At 65.5% G+C, this 19,109-nt stretch carries 20 protein-coding genes; 14 read left to right on the forward strand and 6 right to left on the reverse strand.

Annotation, left to right across the window (positions count from 1 at the left end; all coding sequences use genetic code 11):
• Window positions 1–15: 15 nt before the first annotated feature.
• Window positions 16–1,173 carry an MFS transporter gene (locus AB7G19_RS18830; protein ID WP_354114362.1) on the reverse strand — a complete coding sequence of 386 codons (1,158 nt, stop codon included), beginning with the start codon at window positions 1,171–1,173 and terminating at the stop codon, window positions 16–18.
• 175 nt (window positions 1,174–1,348) lie between these two features.
• Between AB7G19_RS18830 and AB7G19_RS18835 the strand changes: the two genes are divergently transcribed.
• Window positions 1,349–2,608, forward strand: a complete 1,260-nt coding sequence (locus AB7G19_RS18835; RefSeq protein ID WP_071913209.1) for an adenylate/guanylate cyclase domain-containing protein — start codon at window positions 1,349–1,351, stop codon at window positions 2,606–2,608.
• Here AB7G19_RS18835 and AB7G19_RS18840 read toward each other — a convergent pair.
• Window positions 2,605–3,168, reverse strand: coding sequence for a pyridoxamine 5'-phosphate oxidase family protein (locus tag AB7G19_RS18840; protein ID WP_063982847.1), 564 nt, complete (start codon window positions 3,166–3,168; stop codon window positions 2,605–2,607). The genes AB7G19_RS18835 and AB7G19_RS18840 overlap by 4 nt on opposite strands.
• 162 nt (window positions 3,169–3,330) lie before the next feature.
• Here AB7G19_RS18840 and pdxR point away from each other — a divergent pair, with 162 nt between their 5' ends.
• On the forward strand, window positions 3,331–4,815 hold the full coding sequence (gene pdxR, locus AB7G19_RS18845; protein ID WP_354114337.1) for a MocR-like pyridoxine biosynthesis transcription factor PdxR: 1,485 nt from the start codon (window positions 3,331–3,333) through the stop codon (window positions 4,813–4,815).
• On the opposite strand, the gene AB7G19_RS18850 is transcribed toward pdxR, so the two are convergent.
• Complete coding sequence (locus tag AB7G19_RS18850; protein ID WP_135215699.1) at window positions 4,812–6,056, reverse strand: MFS transporter; 1,245 nt, start codon at window positions 6,054–6,056, stop codon at window positions 4,812–4,814. The genes pdxR and AB7G19_RS18850 overlap by 4 nt on opposite strands.
• A gap of 167 nt (window positions 6,057–6,223) precedes the next feature.
• Between AB7G19_RS18850 and AB7G19_RS18855 the strand changes: the two genes are divergently transcribed.
• Entirely contained in the window at window positions 6,224–7,576 is a 1,353-nt protein-coding gene (locus AB7G19_RS18855; RefSeq protein WP_354114336.1) for an Nramp family divalent metal transporter, read from the forward strand.
• A gap of 134 nt (window positions 7,577–7,710) precedes the next feature.
• On the opposite strand, the gene AB7G19_RS18860 is transcribed toward AB7G19_RS18855, so the two are convergent.
• The 3 genes from AB7G19_RS18860 to hemB form a co-directional block, all read right to left on the reverse strand.
• Window positions 7,711–8,487 carry an arginyltransferase gene (locus AB7G19_RS18860; protein WP_014494765.1) on the reverse strand — a complete coding sequence of 259 codons (777 nt, stop codon included), beginning with the start codon at window positions 8,485–8,487 and terminating at the stop codon, window positions 7,711–7,713.
• Window positions 8,488–8,617: 130 nt separating this feature from the next.
• Window positions 8,618–9,157, reverse strand: a complete 540-nt coding sequence (locus AB7G19_RS18865; protein ID WP_071913216.1) for an RDD family protein — start codon at window positions 9,155–9,157, stop codon at window positions 8,618–8,620.
• A 275-nt stretch (window positions 9,158–9,432) separates the two neighbouring features.
• On the reverse strand, window positions 9,433–10,494 hold the full coding sequence (gene hemB / locus AB7G19_RS18870; protein WP_063986325.1) for a porphobilinogen synthase: 1,062 nt from the start codon (window positions 10,492–10,494) through the stop codon (window positions 9,433–9,435).
• Window positions 10,495–10,632: 138 nt separating this feature from the next.
• Between hemB and AB7G19_RS18875 the strand changes: the two genes are divergently transcribed.
• From AB7G19_RS18875 to thiL, 11 genes are all read left to right on the forward strand, one after another.
• Window positions 10,633–11,136: a DUF6163 family protein gene (locus AB7G19_RS18875; protein WP_028155097.1), complete on the forward strand. Its 504-nt coding sequence runs from the start codon at window positions 10,633–10,635 to the stop codon at window positions 11,134–11,136.
• 527 nt (window positions 11,137–11,663) lie between these two features.
• Window positions 11,664–12,182, forward strand: a complete 519-nt coding sequence (gene ldtR / locus AB7G19_RS18880; protein ID WP_011087797.1) for a transcriptional regulator LdtR — start codon at window positions 11,664–11,666, stop codon at window positions 12,180–12,182.
• A gap of 199 nt (window positions 12,183–12,381) precedes the next feature.
• On the forward strand, window positions 12,382–12,618 hold the full coding sequence (locus tag AB7G19_RS18885; RefSeq protein ID WP_028152498.1) for a hypothetical protein: 237 nt from the start codon (window positions 12,382–12,384) through the stop codon (window positions 12,616–12,618).
• Window positions 12,619–12,655: 37 nt separating this feature from the next.
• On the forward strand, window positions 12,656–12,877 hold the full coding sequence (locus tag AB7G19_RS18890) for a hypothetical protein (protein ID WP_008131709.1): 222 nt from the start codon (window positions 12,656–12,658) through the stop codon (window positions 12,875–12,877).
• A 259-nt stretch (window positions 12,878–13,136) separates the two neighbouring features.
• A complete protein-coding gene (glyA, locus tag AB7G19_RS18895) occupies window positions 13,137–14,435 on the forward strand; it encodes a serine hydroxymethyltransferase (protein ID WP_028152497.1) in 1,299 nt (432 codons plus the stop codon).
• A 16-nt stretch (window positions 14,436–14,451) separates the two neighbouring features.
• Window positions 14,452–14,934 (forward strand): transcriptional regulator NrdR, encoded by a 483-nt coding sequence (gene nrdR / locus AB7G19_RS18900; protein WP_007603426.1) that lies wholly within the window; start codon window positions 14,452–14,454, stop codon window positions 14,932–14,934.
• The gene (ribD, locus tag AB7G19_RS18905; protein WP_135215695.1) at window positions 14,931–16,079 is read left to right on the forward strand and encodes a bifunctional diaminohydroxyphosphoribosylaminopyrimidine deaminase/5-amino-6-(5-phosphoribosylamino)uracil reductase RibD; all 1,149 of its coding nucleotides are present in this window, start codon (window positions 14,931–14,933) and stop codon (window positions 16,077–16,079) included. The genes nrdR and ribD overlap by 4 nt, the downstream gene beginning before the upstream one ends.
• On the forward strand, window positions 16,079–16,687 hold the full coding sequence (locus AB7G19_RS18910) for a riboflavin synthase (RefSeq protein WP_028152495.1): 609 nt from the start codon (window positions 16,079–16,081) through the stop codon (window positions 16,685–16,687). Before ribD ends, AB7G19_RS18910 begins: the two co-directional genes overlap by 1 nt.
• A 186-nt stretch (window positions 16,688–16,873) precedes the next feature.
• Window positions 16,874–17,365: a 6,7-dimethyl-8-ribityllumazine synthase gene (gene ribH, locus AB7G19_RS18915; protein WP_063982854.1), complete on the forward strand. Its 492-nt coding sequence runs from the start codon at window positions 16,874–16,876 to the stop codon at window positions 17,363–17,365.
• Window positions 17,366–17,367: 2 nt separating this feature from the next.
• Window positions 17,368–17,865 (forward strand): transcription antitermination factor NusB, encoded by a 498-nt coding sequence (gene nusB / locus AB7G19_RS18920; RefSeq protein WP_063982855.1) that lies wholly within the window; start codon window positions 17,368–17,370, stop codon window positions 17,863–17,865.
• 202 nt (window positions 17,866–18,067) lie between these two features.
• Complete coding sequence (thiL, locus tag AB7G19_RS18925) at window positions 18,068–19,066, forward strand: thiamine-phosphate kinase (RefSeq protein WP_354114335.1); 999 nt, start codon at window positions 18,068–18,070, stop codon at window positions 19,064–19,066.
• Window positions 19,067–19,109 lie beyond the last annotated feature (43 nt).

Consider the following 19,109-nt stretch of genomic DNA (forward strand, 5'->3'; position numbering starts at 1 on the left):
AAAGGGGCTGCGCGGTCAATCCGGCCGCCGTTCGGCGCGGATCAGGAACAGCGCCGCCAGCGCCGAGAGGCTGAGCGCGGAGGAGACGATCAGCACCTTGGCGCCCATCACGTCGATGAGCAGGCCGAAGGCCAGCGGCGCCACCGCCTGCGCCATCCGTGCCGGCGCGCCGATGATGCCGAGACGGTAGCCGAAATCTTTCGGCCCGAAGATCGACAGCGGCAGCGTGCCGCGCGCGATCGTGAGAATGCCGTTGCCCGAGCCGTGGAGCAGTGCAAACGCGCTTGCGGCGGGGGCGCCGAAGATGGCGAGGATTGCGGCGCCGAGCGGGTGGGTGACGCAGGCAAGGCGCGTCGACCACAGCGGATGGAAGCGGCTCAGAAAGCCCGCTTCGAGAATGCGCGCGGCCACCTGTGCGGGACCGATCAGCGCGCCGGCGGCGATGGCCTCGACATGCGTCGCGCCCGTGGCTTCCAGCAGGCGCGGGAAATGGACGGCCATTGCGCCGGTGACGGTCCAGACCGCCGCGAAGACGAAGGCGAGCAGCACCATGGTGCGGTCGAGCGGCAGATGCGGCTTCTCGGTCGTCGCCGCAGCCTGCCTGGCGCCCTTGATGGCCGGCAGCATGAAGAAGTTCAGGGGCAGGCCGATCAGGAGATTGGCGGCCGCCCAGGCGAAACAGGTCTCGCGCCAGCCGATATGGGACAGGCCCCAGGCGGTGAGGGGCCAGCCGACGGTGGAGGCGAAGCCTGCCATCAGCGTGATGCCGGTGATGGGCCTGCGCGCCTCGGTGCCGTAGATGCGGCTCAGCGCGGCGAAGGCGGCGTCATAGAGCCCCATCGCCATGCCGATGCCGAGCACGAGCCAGGCGAACGCCATCACCGCCAATGATTGCGAGAGGCCGAGCAGAACGAGACCGGCCGCCATCGTCAGGTTCGAGACCGACAGCACCTGCCGGCCCCCGAACAGATCGATCTGCCGCCCGATGCGAGGGCCGAGCATAGCCGAGATCACGAGCGAGGCCGAGAACGCGCCAAAGATCCAGTTGGAGGAGACGCCGAGGTCGCGCGCCATGGGATCGGCGAGCAGCGCCGGCAGGTAGTAGCTGGAAGCCCAGGCCAGGGTCTGCGTGGTGCCGAGCGCCAGGATGATTGGAAGCTGGCGCTGGCTCATCTCGGTGCGATTCTGGTCTCGGTTTGCGGCGGTGCCATCGGCTGCATTTGCGGCCCGCGGCGAGAGCGCGTCAACAGCGTCCGCGGCATATTCGATCTGCTGCGGACGGGAGCCTTGGTTGCGCACGGTTCGCGCGTGGCCTTTCGCTCGTCACGAATGCACGCCATAATGGCGCATGCAATTGACCTCGCGCCTCGCGCTGATGAACTGGCTGACGGGCCAAGGGCTGACGGGCTTGCCCGAAAACGAGCTGCTCCGCGGCTTCTGCGAGCGCTGCCGCGCCGAAGGGCTGGAACTCTCGCGCGGGCTCGTCGTGATCGACACGCTGCATCCGATCTATGAGGGCCGCGGCTTCCGGTGGAGCGACCGGCAGAGCAACGAGAGTGATGTGTTCGAATATGGTTCGACCGCCGAAGGCGATGCCGCCAAGAGCTGGCGCCGCTCGGTGTTCTTCCACATGCTCGAGCACGGCGAGGACGAGAGGGTGATCGACCTTGCCGACGCGCCGTCGATGGATTTCTCACAGATCGGCGAGCTCGCGGAAAAAGGCCACAAGCACTATCTCGCCTTCGTGCATCGCTTCGGCGAGAACGGCGCGCTCGGCCTGATGGATTGCCTCTATTCCTGCTGGACCACGCGCCGCGACAGCGGCTTCTCCGAACCCGAGCTCGAAGCTCTGCGCGATCTCGTGCCGGTGCTGGGGCTCGCGATCAAGTCGGCGCAGCAGGTCGACATCGCGCGAACCCTCGGCCGCGTCTATCTCGGCCGCGATGCCTCCGCGCAGGTGCTGGGCGGGCGCATCACACGCGGCGTCACCGAGCGCATCAATGCCGTGCTGTGGTATTCGGATTTGCGCGGCTCGACCGGGATCAGCGAGAGCATCGGCCCCGACGAGATCATCCCGTTCCTCAACGACTATGCCCAGGCCGTGATCGACGCGATCCACGATGCCGGCGGCGACGTCCTGAAGCTGATCGGCGATGGCGTGCTCGCGATGTTCTGGGGGGAGGACATGTCGGACGCGCGGCGCGCTGCGCTACGCGCCGAGCATCTGTTCCGCAAGAACGTCGCTGCGCTGAACAAGCGGCGGGAGGCCGATGGCCGTCCCACGACGTCGGCCTATATCGGCCTGCATGTCGGCGAGGTCTTTTACGGCAATATCGGCAGCGCGGACCGGCTCGACTTCACCGTCGTCGGCCCCACCGTCAACGAGGTCAGTCGCATCGCCTCGATGAGCCGCTCGGTCGACCGCGAGCTGCTGGCCTCGGCCGAGTTCTACAAGGGCCTGGACGCCACCGGCCGTCGCTACCTCGTCTCCACCGGACGCTACGCGCTGCGCGGCATCGGCCGCGCGCAGGACCTCTACACGCTCGATCCTGAGGTCGATACGAGCGAGCCGGTGACCGGGAGCTACGAGCGGTATCTGGCGAATTAGCGGCGGATCGCAGGGGCCGAGACATTGGGCGTTTTCGTTCGATCCTTGGCGGGCCATTGTTCGGAAAGCGGCGGCATCGAAGTCTCCTTGCCGGTCATGCGCTCAATGGCGACGGCGTAGACGGTGATGATGTCGAGCCGCGGGAAGAACCCCTTCGGTCGCGTCGTATCCGGCTTGCCGTATTTGGCCATCAACGTTTCGCAGAACCGCTGCTTGATGCCCGTGTCGCCCACGACCCTGATACGGCCGAACAGGCATATGCTTCGATAGGCGAGACCAGAATCGCATTCGAACCGACCATAGTCGAAGACACCTTCGTGCTCATCGATCTCGATGCAGACGCGGGGATCTCGCTCGATGTTTGCGCGCAGATGTCCCCGGGCGGCTGTCGTGTGCAGATACACCTCACCGTCGAGCCAGAGATAGAGGAGCGGGATACAGTAGGGAAAGCCGTCCTCGCTGACTGTCGCAAGATGGCCAGCATATCCGCGTGCCAGCATCTCCAGGATCCGCTCCTGCGACATGGCGCGGTCCTCGCGACGGATTTGCGGTGAACTCATGGTGCAAGACGCTCCGCGCCGCCATCCGAATGAGCGGACATTTCAGGTTTCCTTGTTATCCGAAACAGGATAGAAAAATAGTGGTCTTGAGCAAAGGTCCACTTGGTCCCATTGCGGCATACCACTTCTCGACGTGCGACTCACCCTGTCGGACGAGGACCCGTGAAGAGCAGGCAGAGCTGGGCAGAACTCTATTCCTTCAGCGTCGACCGTACGGCGGAGGCGCCGGTATTTCGCCAAATCTACCTCGAACTACGATCGGCAATTCTGTCCGGAGCGCTTCGTCCGGCGGCCAAGTTGCCCTCGACGCGCGACCTTGCGGCGCAGCTCGGCGTCTCGCGTACCGCAGTTGTTTCGGCTTTCGAGCAGCTGCTGGCCGAAGGTTATGCCTTCGGCAGGAAGGGGGCGGGGACTTACGTTGCGTCCGATCTGCCTGAACCGTTTGCCGCGCCTCATGGCCGCAAGACGCGGGCGGCACCGGCCGCGGCAGGCGCGGCCTCCTTTCACGGCCTCGGCGATTTTGTCGATGTGACGACGCAGAATGACGAGCGTCCCTTCAACCTGGGTCGCACGCTGTTGGATGCACGTAGCGCCGAATTGTGGCGCAAACTCACGGCGCGCACGCTGCGATCGTTTGAGCGACATCATCTCGGTTATGGCGATCCGCGTGGCTTGCTGGAGCTGCGCAAGTCGGTTTGCGACTATCTTCGGGCCGCACGCGGCGTGCGCTGCGAGGTCGATCAGGTCGTGATCACCGCCGGCACGCAGCAAGCCGTGGACATCGTCGCACGTGTCATGCCCGGGCCGGACAAGGAGGTCTGGATCGAAGACCCCGGCTATACCCTGACCCGTCTTACGCTCGCTGCGTCAGGCGCGAAGGTTTGCGCCATCCCGGTTGACCAGCACGGCGTCAACGTCACGGAAGGGATCCGCCGCGCCCCGAAGGCGCGCGCAGTTTTCATAACGGCCTCGCACCAGTTTCCGACAGGCGTTCCCCTGTCGATGGCGCGCCGCCTCGAACTTCTCGCCTGGGCCCGCGAGTCCGGCGCCTGGATCATCGAGGACGATTACGCCAGCGAATTCCGCTACGGCGGTCGTCCCCTCGCTTCGCTTCAGGGCCTGGATGAGGCCGGCCGTGTCATTTACGTCGGAACTCTCAACAAGGCGCTCTTCCCCGGACTGCGGCTTGGCTACGCCGTGCTACCCCACCCGCTGGTGCGGAATTTCGTTGCCGCGCGCTATCTGATCGACCGTCAACCGTCGAGCCTCTGCCAGTCCGTTGCTGCGGCCTTCATGGAAGAGGGGCATTTCGCAGCCCACATCCGCAGAATGCGGGAAGTGTACCGCCGCCAGCGCGATACCCTCGTTGCCGCACTGAGGCGGCGCCTGGGCGACCATTTGTCGGTCGAGCCGCCGGACCAGGGCATGCACCTGGTTGCCTACACGCGACGGGGACTTTCCGACGTGAAGATCGAGCGGGCCGCTCGCGACCACGGCGTCACCGTTCGCGCGATGAGCCGCCACTATATCGAGGCGCCGGCGCAGTCGGCGCTGATGCTGGGCTTTAGCGGCTACCCGCAGCAGACCATTGCGCCGGCGGTTGCCCGATTGGCGCGGGCCATCGCCGCTGGTTGCGTACCGGACTAGCACCGCGCCGGCACTTCGTCCCCCACCATGGCCGGCTGCCGATCCAGCGCCACGGCGGGAGAGAGCCAGATCACCAGCGCCTGAACGCCGAACACGGCGGCGGCGAGATACAGGCAGGCCTCTGCGCTCCACAAGCCGCCGACGATCGCGCCCAGCGCCGAGCCGAGCGGGCGGGCGCCGTAGCTCATGATGTTGATGGCGGAGACGCGTCCGAGCAGGCGCGGCGGCGTCACGGATTGGCGCAGGGTCGTGGTCGAAATCACCCACAGGATCGGCCCGACGCCGAGCAGGAAGAAGCTCAAGGCCGCGAGCCAGGGCGAGGGGACCAGCACCGTCAGCGCCATCACCACCGCAGCGACGAAACCCGTGACCGGGCCAAGGCCGACCACCGTCCCGAAAGCGATGCGCTTCATCACGCGCGTGGCGAACAGCGCGCCGATCACCATGCCGACGCCGTACATCGTCAGCACGGTGCCGACGCCTGCGGCCGTCAGGCCGAGATGGCGCACCGCATAGGGCACGAACACGGCGATCTGGAGGAACCAGCCGGTATTGAAGATGAATTGGGTGATGAACACCGGCCGCAGCAGCGGATGGTGGAACACGAAGGCCGCGCCCTCGCGGATGTCCTGGAACGGATGGCGCCGCGGCGAGGGCGTCCGGGTGGGCTCGTAGATGCCGGAGAGCAGCACGACGGCGATGGCCGAGAGCGCCGCGGCAAAGCCGAAGGCCGGGCTCGCACCCCACCAGCCGACCAGCGCGCCGCCGAGCGCAGGCCCGCTTGCAAAGGCGATGGTGCGGGCGAGCTCGATGCGGGCATTTGCCGACGGCAACAGCTCCGCGCTCACCAGCGAGGGCACCAGGGCCGGCGCCGCCACGCTGTAGACGACCGTGCCGCATACGGCGGCAAAGCCGAGCAGAGCCAGCAGCGGCAAATTGAGCGCGCCAAGTGTGAGCAGCAGCACGATGGCCGCCAGCGCGACCGCGCGCAGCGCTTCGGCACCCGCCATCAGCGAGCGGCGGGAGATGCGGTCGGCGAGCAGGCCGGCCGGAATGGCGAACAGGACGAAGGGCAGGGTGAGGGCGGTCTGGAGCAGGCCGGTCTGGCCTTCCGCAACACCCAGCGTGAGCACGGCGACGATCGGGGCCGCGGCCAGCGCGATCTGCTCGGCCGATTGCGCCGCCAGGTTGGACCAGGCGAGGCGGTTGAAGGTGTCGGGGAGGCGAAGCGGGTTTGACATGGCGCATTTCCTGCAAAGTCGTGTTGGCGCCAGTATCCGCCCCCGAGGACGGCCAAACCCACCCGCTTCCCGACAGGGCGGCGAATAACCGCCCGGCCGGGAACTCATGTGGCTAGATGCAGTTGCAAATGAGTTGCAATAAGCTTCGACTTCGGTATTCTGCTGCTATGGATGCCCGCTCACCCGATTTGACCCAAGATGCCGCCGGCTGGCGCACTGATGCGCCTGCTACCAAGAGCCTCGCCGAGGTGAACGCCACGATTGCCATCCCCACGGCGGGGGTGTGGTGGCGGCGATTCCTCGCCTTTGTCGGCCCCGGCTATCTGGTCTCGGTCGGCTACATGGACCCCGGCAACTGGGCGACCGACCTCGCCGGGGGGTCGAAGTTCGGCTACACGCTGCTTTCGGTCATCCTGCTCTCGAATTTGATGGCGATCCTGCTCCAGTCGCTGGCGGCGCGGCTCGGCATCGTCACCGACCGCGACCTCGCGCAGGCCTGCCGCGCGACCTACTCACCGGCAGTGAACTTCCTGCTCTGGCTCGCCTGCGAGGCGGCGATTATCGCCTGCGATCTCGCCGAGGTCATCGGCACAGCGATTGCGCTCAAACTGCTGTTCGGCATTCCCCTGATCGGCGGCGCGCTGCTTGCCGCGCTCGATGCGTTCCTGCTGCTGCTCCTGATGAACCGCGGCTTTCGCTTTCTCGAAGCGTTCGTCATCGCGATGCTTGTCGTGATCGCGGTCTGCTTCCTGGTCCAGATCGTGGCCGCCGCGCCGCCGGTGGCGGAAGTTCTGCGCGGCTTTATTCCGAAGACCGAGATCTTCACCAATCCGGAAATGCTCTACATCGCGATCGGCATCATCGGCGCGACCGTGATGCCGCATAATCTCTATCTGCACTCCTCGATCGTGCAGACGCGCGCCTATGAGCGCAACGACACCGGCCGGCGCGAAGCGATCAAATGGGCGACGACGGATTCGACGATCGCCCTGATGCTGGCACTGTTTATCAATGCGGCGATCCTCGTCGTGGCGGCGGCGACCTTCCACAAGAGCGGCCATTCCGACGTCGCCGAAATCGGCCAGGCCTTCGAGTTGTTGTCGCCGCTGCTTGGCCTCGGTATCGCCTCGACGCTGTTTGCGATTGCGCTGCTCGCCTCGGGCCTGAACTCGACGGTGACAGCGACGCTCGCCGGCCAGATCGTGATGGAAGGGTTTCTCGACCTGCGCCTGCCGAGCTGGGCGCGGCGATTGCTGACGCGCGGCATCGCCATCGTTCCGGTGATCGTCGTCACCGCGATCTATGGCGAGCGCGGCACGGCCGATCTGCTGGTGTTCAGCCAGGTCGTGCTGTCGATGCAGCTGCCCTTCGCCGTCATCCCGCTGGTCCGCTTCGTCTCGGATCGGCGCAAGATGGGGAAGTTCGCGATTCCCACGTGGGTCGCTGCGATCGCGTGGATCGTTGCGGGCATCATCGTGATTTTGAACGTGAAGTTGCTGGTGGATACGCTGTTCGGGTGAGTGTTCGCCCAACACACCGCCGTCGTCGCCCGGCTTGACCGGGCGACCCAGTATTCCAGAGACGGTTGTGATTGAGCCGAGAAGCCGCGGCGTACTGGATGGATGCCCCGGTCAAGCCGGGGCATGACAGCGAGCTAATCCTGCGGCTCTGACGTCGCGTCACCTTGCGCGTCGATGCGCAGCCAGCCTGAGGGTGCGAGGCGCTGCTGCGGCAGGAAGCGGGCCTTGTAGTCCATCTTCTTCGAGCCTTCGATCCAGTAGCCGAGATAGACGTAAGGCAGCCCCTGGCGGCGGGCGCGGGCGATGTGGTCGAGGATCATGAAGGTGCCCATCGACCGGCTGACCTGGCTCGGCTCGAAGAACGAATAGACCATCGACAGGCCGTCGCTGAGTACGTCGGTCAGCGCCACCGCGATCAGCTCCTCACCGCGGCCCGTGATGCCGCTGTCGGGGCCGCGCTTGCGGTACTCGATGATGCGGGTCTCGACATGGCTGTCCTCGACCATCATGGCGTAGTCGAGCACGGTCATGTCGGCCATCCCGCCATGGCGGTGGCGGGAGTCGAGATAGGCGCGGAACACCGAATATTGCTCGGAGGTCGGCACCGCACTGCGCTGCTCGCCGATGATGTCGGCGTTGCGCGCGATGACTTTCCGGAAGTTGCGGGAGGGGCGGAACTCGTTGGCGACCACCCGGACCGAGACGCAGGCGCGGCACTGGTCACAGGCCGGCCGGTAGGCGATCGACTGGCTGCGGCGGAACCCGCCATGGGTCAGGAGGTCGTTGAGGTCACCTGCGCGCTCCCCCACGAGGTGCGTAAACACCTTGCGCTCATGCCGGCCCGGCAGATACGGGCAGGGAGAGGGCGCCGTGAGGTAAAATTGGGGGGTGTCGCGCGAGTGCTGGGTCAAGGGACGTCGTGGGCCTCCAAAGTGGGCATTAACATCGCGCTACGAAGGCCCCCGGTCAATCGGTCTACTCGGCAGATCAGATCAGTCAGTTTAGTCGGTCCTGGTTGATAGGTTCTTGATCATCAGGCTCTCAGTAGGTCCTTGCGGCCTGCGGCACGGGCGCGCGGACGGAATTGTTGATCACGACCGTTCCCAGCACGACATCATGCAGCAGGCGCCGGCGGCCGTTGAATAGCCCAACCAGCACCACGAAAGGTGTCAGGAACGAGACCGTCACCCAGAACAGCACGGCATGGGTGGCGCCGAGCACGAAATAGCCGGGCGCGCCGTACCAGGTGCGCAACTCCAGATCCATCAAGCGCATGCCGATCGTCGCGGACGACGGACCGCCGATGCAGGCACCATAATAGACGATGGCCCAAACAACGGAGGCCGGCCAGGCCAGCCAGAACAGCGCCCAGCCGATGCCGAGCGTGACGATGCCAAACAGCGCGATGAAGATGTAGCCGAGGATCACGGGAACGGAGATCACGACCATGTCGATCAGGAACGCGAACGCCCGCCGCGTCGCCACGCCGCGGAACAATTCCGGGTGCAGATAGGGATCGTAGGCGTGCGGTTGCATGGCGCCGTCATTGCGCCAGGCATTGCCCGAATCCGAATACGACATGGTCCATTCTCCCAAGGGAAACTCCCGTGGCAGGACATGGGAACAAGTCATCCCCGTGCCAAGGGCGCGCGTGCGTCAACAAGCCGAAATATTCCGGCAATTCGGGGGCGGGGCTGTTACCGCTGTCGTTCAGGGAAGACGTCGTAGGGTGGGCAAAGGCGCGTTGGCGCCGTGCCCACCATCGTTCCGCGATCGCTAGCTGGCATGGTGGGCACGCTTCCGCCTTCACTCTTCTAGCTACGGCGGACAAGCCGCTTGGCCCACCCTGCGATGCCTTACGTTTGGCTCCGCAGCTTCTCCGCCACCTTCGGCGCAAAATAGCTGAGCACGCCGTCGGCGCCGGCGCGCTTGAACGCCAACAGGCTCTCCATCATCGCGCGCTCGCCGTCGAGCCAGCCATTGTTGGCGGCTGCTGCGATCATCGCGTATTCGCCGGAGACCTGGTAGGCGAAGGTCGGCATCGCAAAGGTGTCCTTCACGCGCCGGACCACGTCGAGATAGGGCATGCCGGGCTTCACCATCACCATGTCGGCACCCTCGGAGATGTCGAGGTCGACCTCGCGCAGCGCCTCGTCGGTGTTGGCGCTGTCCATCTGGTAGGTGCGCTTGTCGCCGGTGAGCGTCTTGGCCGAACCGATGGCGTCGCGGAACGGGCCGTAGAAGGCGGAGGCGTACTTTGCCGCATAGGCCATGATCTGCACGTCGAGCAGGCCAGAGCGGTCCAGCCCCTCGCGGATCGCGGCGACGCGGCCGTCCATCATGTCGGAGGGCGCGATGATGTCGCAGCCGGCTTCGGCCTGGACCAGCGCCTGACGCACCAGCACCGCGACCGTCTCGTCGTTCAAAATCTTGCCGTCGGAGATCAGGCCGTCATGGCCGTGGCTCGTGAAGGGATCGAGCGCGACGTCGCAGAGGATGCCGATGTCGGGAAACTCCTTCTTGATCGCGCGCACCGCCTGGCAGACCAGGTTGTTCGGATTGGTCGCCTCGGAGCCTTCCTCGTCGCGCAGGGACGGGTCGGTGTAGGGAAACAGCGCGAGGCAGGGGATGGTGAGCTTCATGGCGCGCTCGGCCTCGCGCACGGCCTGGTCGACGCTGAGGCGGTCGACGCCCGGCATTGAGGCGATCTGCTCGCGCTTGTTGTTGCCGTCGATCAGGAACAGCGGCCAGATCAGATCGTCGGTGGTCAGCACGTTCTCGCGCACCATGCGCCGGGCCCATTCGGCCTTGCGGTTGCGGCGCGGGCGGACGGCCAGATCGAGGGCAGGGGAGGCACTGGCGCCATCCCGGCGCGAAACCTCGCGCAATTCGATCGGACGTCCGTATTTGATCGCCATCATTCTTCCTCCGGCTGGAATTATTCTTATACCAGCTCGCATGGTTCCCGTCACCGCGGCTTGACCTGCCGCAAGGCAAAATTGAAGTCACTCGGGCAGCCGATTGATTTTGCGGGGCGAAGCAGCCAGAAGGGGACCATGTCCGAAATCTCCACCCGCGATGCGGCCCGCGACGGCGCCAGTGCCAGGGACGCCGCCAGAGACAACGCCAGAGACAACGCGATGTCGGTGGCGGCGATCTCGTCGGAGCGCCCCGAGTCCGACGACAATGTCTGGACGCGCCGCCTCGTGCTGTTCCTGCGCGTGATGGCGCTGCTGTCGATTCTGAAGGGCCTCTATCACTGGGCCCAGGTCACCGGCTTCGTCGGGGGCGAGGACGAGGCGTTCGAGAACCAGTCGATGGCCTGGCAGGCCGCCACGGTCTATTTCGCCGTGATCGAGCTCGTTGCCGCGGTCGGCCTCTGGCTCGCGACGCCCTGGGGCGCGGTGGTGTGGCTGACGACCGTGGTGTCGATGGCGGTGATCGAACTGATGTTCCCGGGCATCTACGGCGGCAGCCTGATCGTCGTCGGTGTCGAAGCCTTCATGCTCGCCGCCTATCTCGCGCTCGCCTGGATGGCCGCGCGCGAGCGGCCGCCGTAGCGCGCTTACGATTTCAACCCACACTCACACTCTCTCGTGCCCCGGACGCAGCGCAGCACGCAGTGTTGCGCTGCTGAGCCGGGGCCCAGCTCTCCACGATCTCGGTTGCGGCTTCTGGGTCCCGGCTCTGCGATCCGCTTCGCTGCGCTTGTCCGGGACACGAGAGCGGCATTTCCGAAGTCGTGGCTTGGTTGACCGTTCGTTGCCTAAAATTCGAGGTAACTTTTCATTGACTCCGTGCGTTCCGCCACAGCTCTTACGCGCCCGTTTCGAAACGGGGCGGCCCTGTACTGGAATGCGACAGAGGTGGCGGACGGAGGGTGAACAGGACCTTGCGAGGGTCAACAGACGGTTGCGAAAAGCCCTTGTGACACAGGCTTAATCCGCAATTCACTGTCTTAAATTCATGATCTCTTTATTCTCTTATTTAAGCCGATCTTCAAACGCCCCCCTTAAGTTGCACCTATCAGACGGAGCACAAGTTTCGTCGAATGAGTGTCGATAAAAACGACAACAGGGGAAGTGTCATGATGAAAGCCGTCGCAACTGCGGCAGATACCGCAGAGCGCGTCTCCGGCCAGCAGGGTTCGGTGCAGTCGCTCTATCTGGAAGCTTTGACTCTGGTGGAGCGGCTGCATCGCCGGCTCCTCGACGTCATCAAGGATGAATTCGATCGCCGCGGCCGTGCGGACATCAACTCGGTCCAGGCGCTCCTGCTCTACAACATCGGCGACAAGGAGCTGACCGCGGGCGAGCTGCGCACGCGCGGTTACTATCTCGGCTCCAACGTCTCCTACAATCTGAAGAAGCTCGTCGAGCTCGGCTTCCTCGATCATCAGCGCTCGCGCGTTGATCGCCGCTCGGTGCGCATCCGCCTGACCCCGCAGGGCCAGGAAGTCCGCCGCATCGTCGACTCCCTCTACCAGAAGCACGTCAAGACGGTGGAGCAGGTCGGCGGCATCTCGGGCGAGGAGTTCTCGACCCTCAACAAGTCGCTGCACCGCCTCGAGCGGTTCTGGACCGACCAGATCCTGTATCGTCTCTGAGTTCTTTGCGACGGCACTTGGCCAAGCCGGCCCATAACAAGACCGGCAAGCCTCCCGAACGTGCCTGACCTCCCCAAGCGCGCCGGCCCGGCTCTGCCCCGGACCGGTGCGTTTTGTCGTTTCGCGACTGCGAAATAATTGCCGGCCAGGCGGAACCAGTTCCCCGCACCGCAGTTGTTACTGCGGATCGGAGGATGCGATGCTGGTCGAGCGCGGGCTTCAGGCAATGAACGTCGAACTCGTGAGCGACGCCTATGCCATCGCAGCGAATTACCTCCGCCGCTCCGGCGCGATTCCCGACACGCTGGTCACCAACGAAAGCCTGCTCGAGATCATCATCAAGCTGCTCCAGCACGGCGAATTGAACAAGATCAGGCTCGCCAACAAGGCCATTGGCCGGTTCGAGGCCCAGTCCGGGGCCCGCGCGGTTGCCTGATCAAAACTCCCAAAATTCGACAGAACCAGAGGATGCCATGGAAGCTGCCATCGACCGCATCATGCAGACCTATGACCTGCTCGCGAACCGCACGTCCGCGGCGAGCGCGGAGGCACGGGCCAAGGTCACGAACTACCTCAATACGTTGATGGAAGCCGGCGAGAAGGACACCCACAGGTTGACGGTGTGCGGACTGACCTATCTGCGCCAGCTCGACGGCAGCGTCGATCCCGTGAAGGCGGGGTATACCGGGCTGTAGGGGCAGGTCCGGCCCGCATCGGCACGGATTTTAAGGTCCAAATCGGACCCTTCAGGACTGACCGGGGCGGACGGTTCAAGCAGCCGTCCTCTCGCCCGGATCCTTCAATCCCCACCATATCTGGCATAATTCTCGCTCTCGACCCGCAAATACTTGGCCGGGGGCGGGTGATGTGGTAGATCGCGCTCGCCGCTTCCGATCGCCACACCAGACCGCCCGTAGCCCGCCAAAAGGCTGCGGCGGTGGAGATATTCGCAAGATGACCTCAGCCAGAACCGCCTCCGCGCCCGACTCGTTTTTCACCGCCTCGCTCGACCAGGCCGACCCGGAAATCGCCGCCGCCATCAAGGGCGAGCTCGGCCGGCAGCGCCATGAGGTCGAGCTGATCGCCTCCGAGAACATCGTCAGCCGTGCCGTGCTGGAAGCGCAGGGTTCGGTGATGACCAACAAGTACGCAGAGGGTTATCCGGGCGCGCGCTACTATGGCGGTTGTGAGTGGGTCGACGTCGCCGAGAACCTCGCGATTGATCGCGCCAAGAAGCTGTTCGGCGCCAACTTCGCCAATGTGCAGCCGAACTCCGGCAGCCAGATGAACCAGGCGGTGTTTCTGGCGCTGCTGCAGCCCGGCGATACCTTCATGGGCCTCGACCTCGCGGCCGGTGGCCATCTCACACACGGCTCGCCCGTCAACATGAGCGGCAAGTGGTTCAAAGCGGCGCACTACACCGTGCGCCGCGAGGACCAGATCATCGACATGGACGCGGTCGCCAAGCAGGCCGAAGAGGTCAAGCCCAAGCTGATCGTCGCCGGCGGCTCGGCCTATTCGCGCGCCTGGGACTTCAAGCGTTTTCGCGAGATCGCGGACAGCGTCGGCGCGTACCTCCTGGTCGACATGGCGCACTTCGCCGGTCTCGTCGCCGGCGGCGTGCATGCCTCGCCCGTGCCGTATGCCCACGTCACCACCACCACCACGCACAAGTCGCTGCGCGGTCCGCGCGGCGGCCTGATCCTCTCGAACGACGAGGCGCTCGCCAAGAAGCTCAACTCGGCGATCTTCCCGGGCCTGCAGGGTGGCCCCCTGATGCATGTGATCGCGGCGAAGGCGGTCGCCTTCGGCGAGGCGCTGCGTCCGGACTTCAAGATCTATGCGAAGAACGTCGTCGAGAACGCCAAGGCGCTGGCCGAGGCGATGAAGAGCCACGGGTTCGATATTGTCTCCGGCGGCACCGATAACCATCTGATGCTGGTCGACCTCAGGCCGAAGGGCCTGAAGGGCAACGTCTCGGAGAAGGCGCTGGTCCGCGCCGCCATCACCTGCAACAAGAACGGCATTCCGTTCGACCCCGAAAAGCCCTTCGTCACCTCGGGCCTGCGTCTCGGCACCCCGGCGGCGACGACCCGTGGTTTCGGCGTCGCCGAGTTCCAGCAGGTCGGCGGCATGATCGCCGAGGTCCTCAACGCGATCGCGCAGTCCGACGACGGCAAGGCGCCGCTGGTCGAAGCCGCGATCAAGGAACGGGTCAAGGCGCTCACCGATCGGTTCCCGATCTATCAGTAAGGTCTAGGGTAAACGGATGCGCTGCCCGAACTGCAACAGTCTCGATACGCAGGTAAAGGACTCGCGTCCGACCGAGGATTCTTCCGTGATCCGCAGGCGGCGCGTGTGTGTCGCCTGCAATTTCCGCTTCACCACCTTCGAGCGCGTGCAGTTGCGCGAGCTCACGGTGATCAAGCGCAACGGCCGCCGCGTGCCGTTCGACCGCGACAAGCTGATGCGCTCGGTGTCGATCTCCTTGCGCAAGCGGCAGGTCGAGCCGGAGCGGGTCGAGAAGATGGTCTCCACCATCGTCCGCGAGCTCGAGACCGGCGGCGAGGCCGAGATCTCCTCCGAGGTGATCGGTGAGACCGTGATGGAGCATCTGCGCACGCTCGACGACGTCGCCTATGTGCGCTTTGCCTCGGTCTATCGCAATTTCCGCGAGGCCAAGGATTTCGCCGACGTGCTCGGCGAGCTCTCCGGTGAGGAGGAAGCGCGGCTCGCCGCGATCCGCAAATGATCTTCCGGATCCTGGAGGATCAGTTCGCGCAGAAGGCCCGCGAGTCCAAGGACGCTGATCGCCGCTTCATGCAGCTGGCGCTGGCGCTCGGCAAGCGCGGGCAGGGGCGCACCTGGCCCAATCCTGCCGTGGGCGCTGTCATCGTGAAAGACGGGGTCATCATCGGCCGCGGCTGGACGCAGCCAGGCGGGCGACCGCATGGCGAGCCCGAAGCGCTGCGGCGGGCCGGCGAGGCCGCGCGAGGCGCCACCCTCTATGTCACGCTGGAGCCGTGCTCGCATTTCGGCAAGTCGCCGCCTTGCGCAGACGCGGTGATCGCCGCCGGCATCACGCGGGTGGTCGCGGCGATCGAGGATCCCAATCCGGAAGTCGCGGGCCAGGGTCATGCGCGCTTGCGCGCGGCCGGCATCGCGGTGGAGGTGGGTCTGTGCGCGGCAGAGGCCGCGTTCGACCACGCCGGGCATTTTCGCCGAATCCGTGACAAGCGCCCGCATGTGATCCTGAAGCTCGCGGTCTCGCCTGACGGCAAGATCGGTGCGGCTGGCGGCAAGCCGCTTGCGATCACGGGCGAGGCCGTGCGCAATCGCGTGCATCTGCTCCGCGCACAGAGCGACGCCATCCTGGTCGGCATCGGCACGGTGCTGGCGGATGATCCGCAGCTCAACTGTCGCCTGCCGGGCATGGAAGCGCGTTCTCCCATACGCGTCGTGCTCGACCAGAATCTGCGCATTTCGGCCGCGAGCCAGCTTGGTCGTTCCGCGCGGGAGACGCCGCTCTGGGTGATCGGCTCCGAGCTTGCGGAAGCCGCCGCCGCCACGCGGCTCGGAGCGGCCGGCGCTCAGATCATCCGCGTACCACCAGGAAACGCTTCCGGGCTTGATCTTTCGGCCGTGCTGCATGTGCTGGCGGAGAAAGGCATCACGCGGCTGATGGTCGAGGGCGGCAGCCGTGTCGCGGCGTCCTTCGTCGCGGCCGACCTCGCCGACGAGATCTGGCTGTTCCGCGGAGCGGAAGGGGTCGGCCCGGGCGGCGTCGATGCGCTCGATGCATTGCCCCTGTCGAAAATCACGCAGTCGCAGGCCTATAAGGTTCATGCTAGCGAGACATTCGGCAAGGATACTCTCACCATCTACGAGCGCGCGTAATGTTCACTGGCATTGTCACCGATATCGGCGAGATCGTCGGCTTTACGCCGACAGCGCAGGGCCAGTTGCACAGGCTGCGCATCGCTTGCCGCTACGATCAGACCACCATCGCCGACGGCGCCTCGATCGCCTGCAACGGCGTCTGCCTGACGGTGGTTGCTTCCGGCGTCGAAGGCGGCAGAACCTGGTTCGACGTCGATGCCGCCGCCGAGACGCTGGCGCTGACGACTGCAAGGCACTGGAAGGTCGGCACGAGGCTCAATCTCGAGCGCGCGCTCAAGATAGGCGACGAGCTCGGCGGCCATATCGTCGCCGGCCACGCCGACGGTGTCGCCACCCTCGTCAGTCGCGAGGACCTGCCTGATATGGCGCGGTTCGAGCTCTCGACCACGCGGGAGCTCGCGCGCTTCATCGCCACCAAGGGCTCGATCACGCTCGACGGCGTGTCCCTGACGGTCAATACGGTGAGAGACGTGACCTTTTCGGTGCTGATCATCCCGCATACGCTGACGGTCACGACGATCGGCGGCTGGAAAGCGGGCGCCGAGGTCAATATCGAGGTCGACCTGATGGCCCGCTATGCCGCGCGGCTGACGGAAATGAAGTGACGGCTGAGCCGTCATTCCGGGATGGTCCGAAGGACCAGACCACAGGTGCGCAATTGCGCGCCGGGGAATCTCGAGATTCCGGGCTTGATGCTTCGCATCGCCCCCGGAATGACAGTGTCTTTTGAACTTGGCTTACATGCGTCCGGCGACTACATAGCGCCGACCTCTGTAGAACGGATTTAGACGATGGCAGACGCGCGACGCGCACCCCTGAAGGACCAGACCGACATTTCCGGCGCACGCGCGCTGATTGTCGAGGCGCGGTTCTATGACGATCTCCAGGATGCGCTTCTGGACGGCGCGGTGACCGAGCTGAAGGCGGCCGGTCTGACGCATGACGTCATCACGGTTCCCGGCGCGCTGGAAATCCCGGCGGCGGTCGCCATCGCGATCGATGCCGCGGCGGCGAACGGCAAGCCCTATGACGCGGTGATCGCGCTCGGCTGCGTGATCCGTGGCGACACCATCCATTTCGAGATCGTCTCGCAGGAATCCTCGCGCGCGCTGATGGATCTTGCGGTTTTGCGAAAGCTGCCGCTGGGCAACGGCATCCTTACCGTTAACACCGAGGCGCAGGCCTGGGCGCGGGCGCGCGCCAGCGAGCTCAACAAGGGCGGCGATGCCGCGCGCGCCGCGCTTGCGATGCTGCGCATCAAGCGCCGGCTGGCGCGGGCTTGATCATGGCCGATCACAGCAAAAAGCCGCCGGCCGGCACCGAGAAGAAAGCGAACCGGCGCGGTGCGGCGCGGCTCGCGGCCGTCCAGGCCCTGTATCAGATGGACATCGCCGGCGCCGGCATCAACGACATCTTTGCGGAGTTCGAGAGCCACTGGCTCGGCAACGAGGTCGAGGGCGATACTTACCTGCCGGCCGAAGCGGCCTTCTTTCGCGACGTGGTCTCCGGCGTCGTGCGCGACCAGAAGATGCTCGATCCCCTGATCGACGAGGCGCTGTCGAAGGGCTGGCCGCTGAAGCGGATCGAGGCCATCCTGCGCGCGGTGCTGCGGGCAGGGGCCTATGAGCTCCAGCATCGCAAGGACGTGCCGGGCCGCGTCGTCGTGTCAGAATATGTCGACGTTGCGAATGCATTCGTCGACCGCGAGGAGACCGGCATGGTCAACGCCGTGCTCGACCAGATCGGCCGCCAGTTCCGCGGCGACGAGTTCGGGCGGGGGTAGTTATCCACGAGGGCGGTGAAGAGATGCGATGCGGCTGCCCCATACTCCGCTGCCATCACCCGCGAAGGCGGGTGATCCAGTACGCCGCGGCCTATCGATTTGACACGACCGTCTCTGGAATACTGGATCGCCCGGTGTCTTCTTTGAAGACACGCTTCGCGCTTTTGCCGGGCGATGACAGCATTGGGTGTGGCTAAGGCCGATGGCAGACTCTCAAAACCCCTCCGCCGAAGACTCCCTCATCGCGCGCTATTTCAAGCCGCTGGCGACTGACCCCGGCGCGTTCGGGCTGGTCGATGATGCCGCGGTGCTGTCCTCGTCCGGCGACGACATCGTCGTCACCACCGACGCCGTCGTCGAAGGCGTGCATTATCTCGCCACCGATCCGCCCGACACCATCGCGCGCAAGGCGCTGCGGGTGAACCTGTCGGATCTCGCCGCCAAGGGCGCGGCGCCCGCCGGCTTCGTGCTGACGCTGGCGCTGCGCAGCAAGGAGGATGCCTGGCTCAGGCCGTTCGCCGATGCGCTCGGCGAGGACAGCAGGGCTTTCGCGTGCCCGCTGCTTGGCGGCGACACGGTGTCGACGCCGGGGCCGCAGATGATCTCGATCACCGCCTTTGGCCGCGTGCCGAAGGGACGGATGGTCGGCCGTACCGGCGCGCGGCCGGGCGACCGCATCCTGGTAACGGGAACGATCGGCGACGCCGCGCTCGGCCTCGACGTGCTCACAGGCGGCGCCGCGGCCGGGGCGCTCGCGTCCGAACCGCAAGCGAAGGAGGTGCTGGTCTCACGCTATCGCGTGCCGCAGCCGCGCAATGTGCTGGCGCAGGCCGTGCGTGACCACGCGACGGCCGCGATGGATGTCTCCGACGGGCTCGCCGGCGATCTGGCGAAACTCTGTGCAGCGTCGGGCGTCTCGGCCACGGTTGACGTCGCGAACGTGCCGCTCTCGGCTGCTGCGGCCGGCCTGATCGCGCGCAACGCTATTTGCGTTGAGACGCTGCTTGCCGGCGGCGACGATTACGAGGTGCTGTGCACGGTACCACCAGCCGAGAGCGATGCGCTGATCTCCGCGGGGCGGGCGGCAGGCGTGGCCGTCACAGCAATCGGCACGATCGTCGCGGGCCGCGAGCAGCCGCGCTTCCTGGACGGGCAGGGTCAGGAACTGACCTTGAAGCGCCTGTCCTACAGCCACTTCTGAATTCGACTCGCCTCAAGCCCGATCTGTCCGGATTTGCCGGTCG

Origin of the sequence: Bradyrhizobium sp. 215_C5_N1_1, assembly GCF_052075935.1 — a bacterium.
In the GTDB taxonomy this organism is placed as follows: domain Bacteria; phylum Pseudomonadota; class Alphaproteobacteria; order Rhizobiales; family Xanthobacteraceae; genus Bradyrhizobium; species Bradyrhizobium barranii.

Bases quoted from the DNA above. Each gene is read 5' to 3' on its own strand.
- AB7G19_RS18830 (WP_354114362.1), bottom strand. From the start codon at position 1,173: ATGAGCCAGCGCCAGCTTCCAATCATCCTGGCGCTCGGCACCACGCAG.
- AB7G19_RS18835 (WP_071913209.1), top strand. From the start codon at position 1,349: ATGCAATTGACCTCGCGCCTCGCGCTGATGAACTGGCTGACGGGCCAA.
- AB7G19_RS18840 (WP_063982847.1), bottom strand. From the start codon at position 3,168: ATGAGTTCACCGCAAATCCGTCGCGAGGACCGCGCCATGTCGCAGGAG.
- AB7G19_RS18850 (WP_135215699.1), bottom strand. From the start codon at position 6,056: ATGTCAAACCCGCTTCGCCTCCCCGACACCTTCAACCGCCTCGCCTGG.
- AB7G19_RS18855 (WP_354114336.1), top strand. From the start codon at position 6,224: ATGGATGCCCGCTCACCCGATTTGACCCAAGATGCCGCCGGCTGGCGC.
- AB7G19_RS18865 (WP_071913216.1), bottom strand. From the start codon at position 9,157: ATGTCGTATTCGGATTCGGGCAATGCCTGGCGCAATGACGGCGCCATG.
- hemB (WP_063986325.1), bottom strand. From the start codon at position 10,494: ATGGCGATCAAATACGGACGTCCGATCGAATTGCGCGAGGTTTCGCGC.
- AB7G19_RS18875 (WP_028155097.1), top strand. From the start codon at position 10,633: ATGTCCGAAATCTCCACCCGCGATGCGGCCCGCGACGGCGCCAGTGCC.
- ldtR (WP_011087797.1), top strand. From the start codon at position 11,664: ATGATGAAAGCCGTCGCAACTGCGGCAGATACCGCAGAGCGCGTCTCC.
- AB7G19_RS18885 (WP_028152498.1), top strand. From the start codon at position 12,382: ATGCTGGTCGAGCGCGGGCTTCAGGCAATGAACGTCGAACTCGTGAGC.
- AB7G19_RS18890 (WP_008131709.1), top strand. From the start codon at position 12,656: ATGGAAGCTGCCATCGACCGCATCATGCAGACCTATGACCTGCTCGCG.
- glyA (WP_028152497.1), top strand. From the start codon at position 13,137: ATGACCTCAGCCAGAACCGCCTCCGCGCCCGACTCGTTTTTCACCGCC.
- nrdR (WP_007603426.1), top strand. From the start codon at position 14,452: ATGCGCTGCCCGAACTGCAACAGTCTCGATACGCAGGTAAAGGACTCG.
- ribD (WP_135215695.1), top strand. From the start codon at position 14,931: ATGATCTTCCGGATCCTGGAGGATCAGTTCGCGCAGAAGGCCCGCGAG.
- AB7G19_RS18910 (WP_028152495.1), top strand. From the start codon at position 16,079: ATGTTCACTGGCATTGTCACCGATATCGGCGAGATCGTCGGCTTTACG.
- ribH (WP_063982854.1), top strand. From the start codon at position 16,874: ATGGCAGACGCGCGACGCGCACCCCTGAAGGACCAGACCGACATTTCC.
- nusB (WP_063982855.1), top strand. From the start codon at position 17,368: ATGGCCGATCACAGCAAAAAGCCGCCGGCCGGCACCGAGAAGAAAGCG.
- thiL (WP_354114335.1), top strand. From the start codon at position 18,068: ATGGCAGACTCTCAAAACCCCTCCGCCGAAGACTCCCTCATCGCGCGC.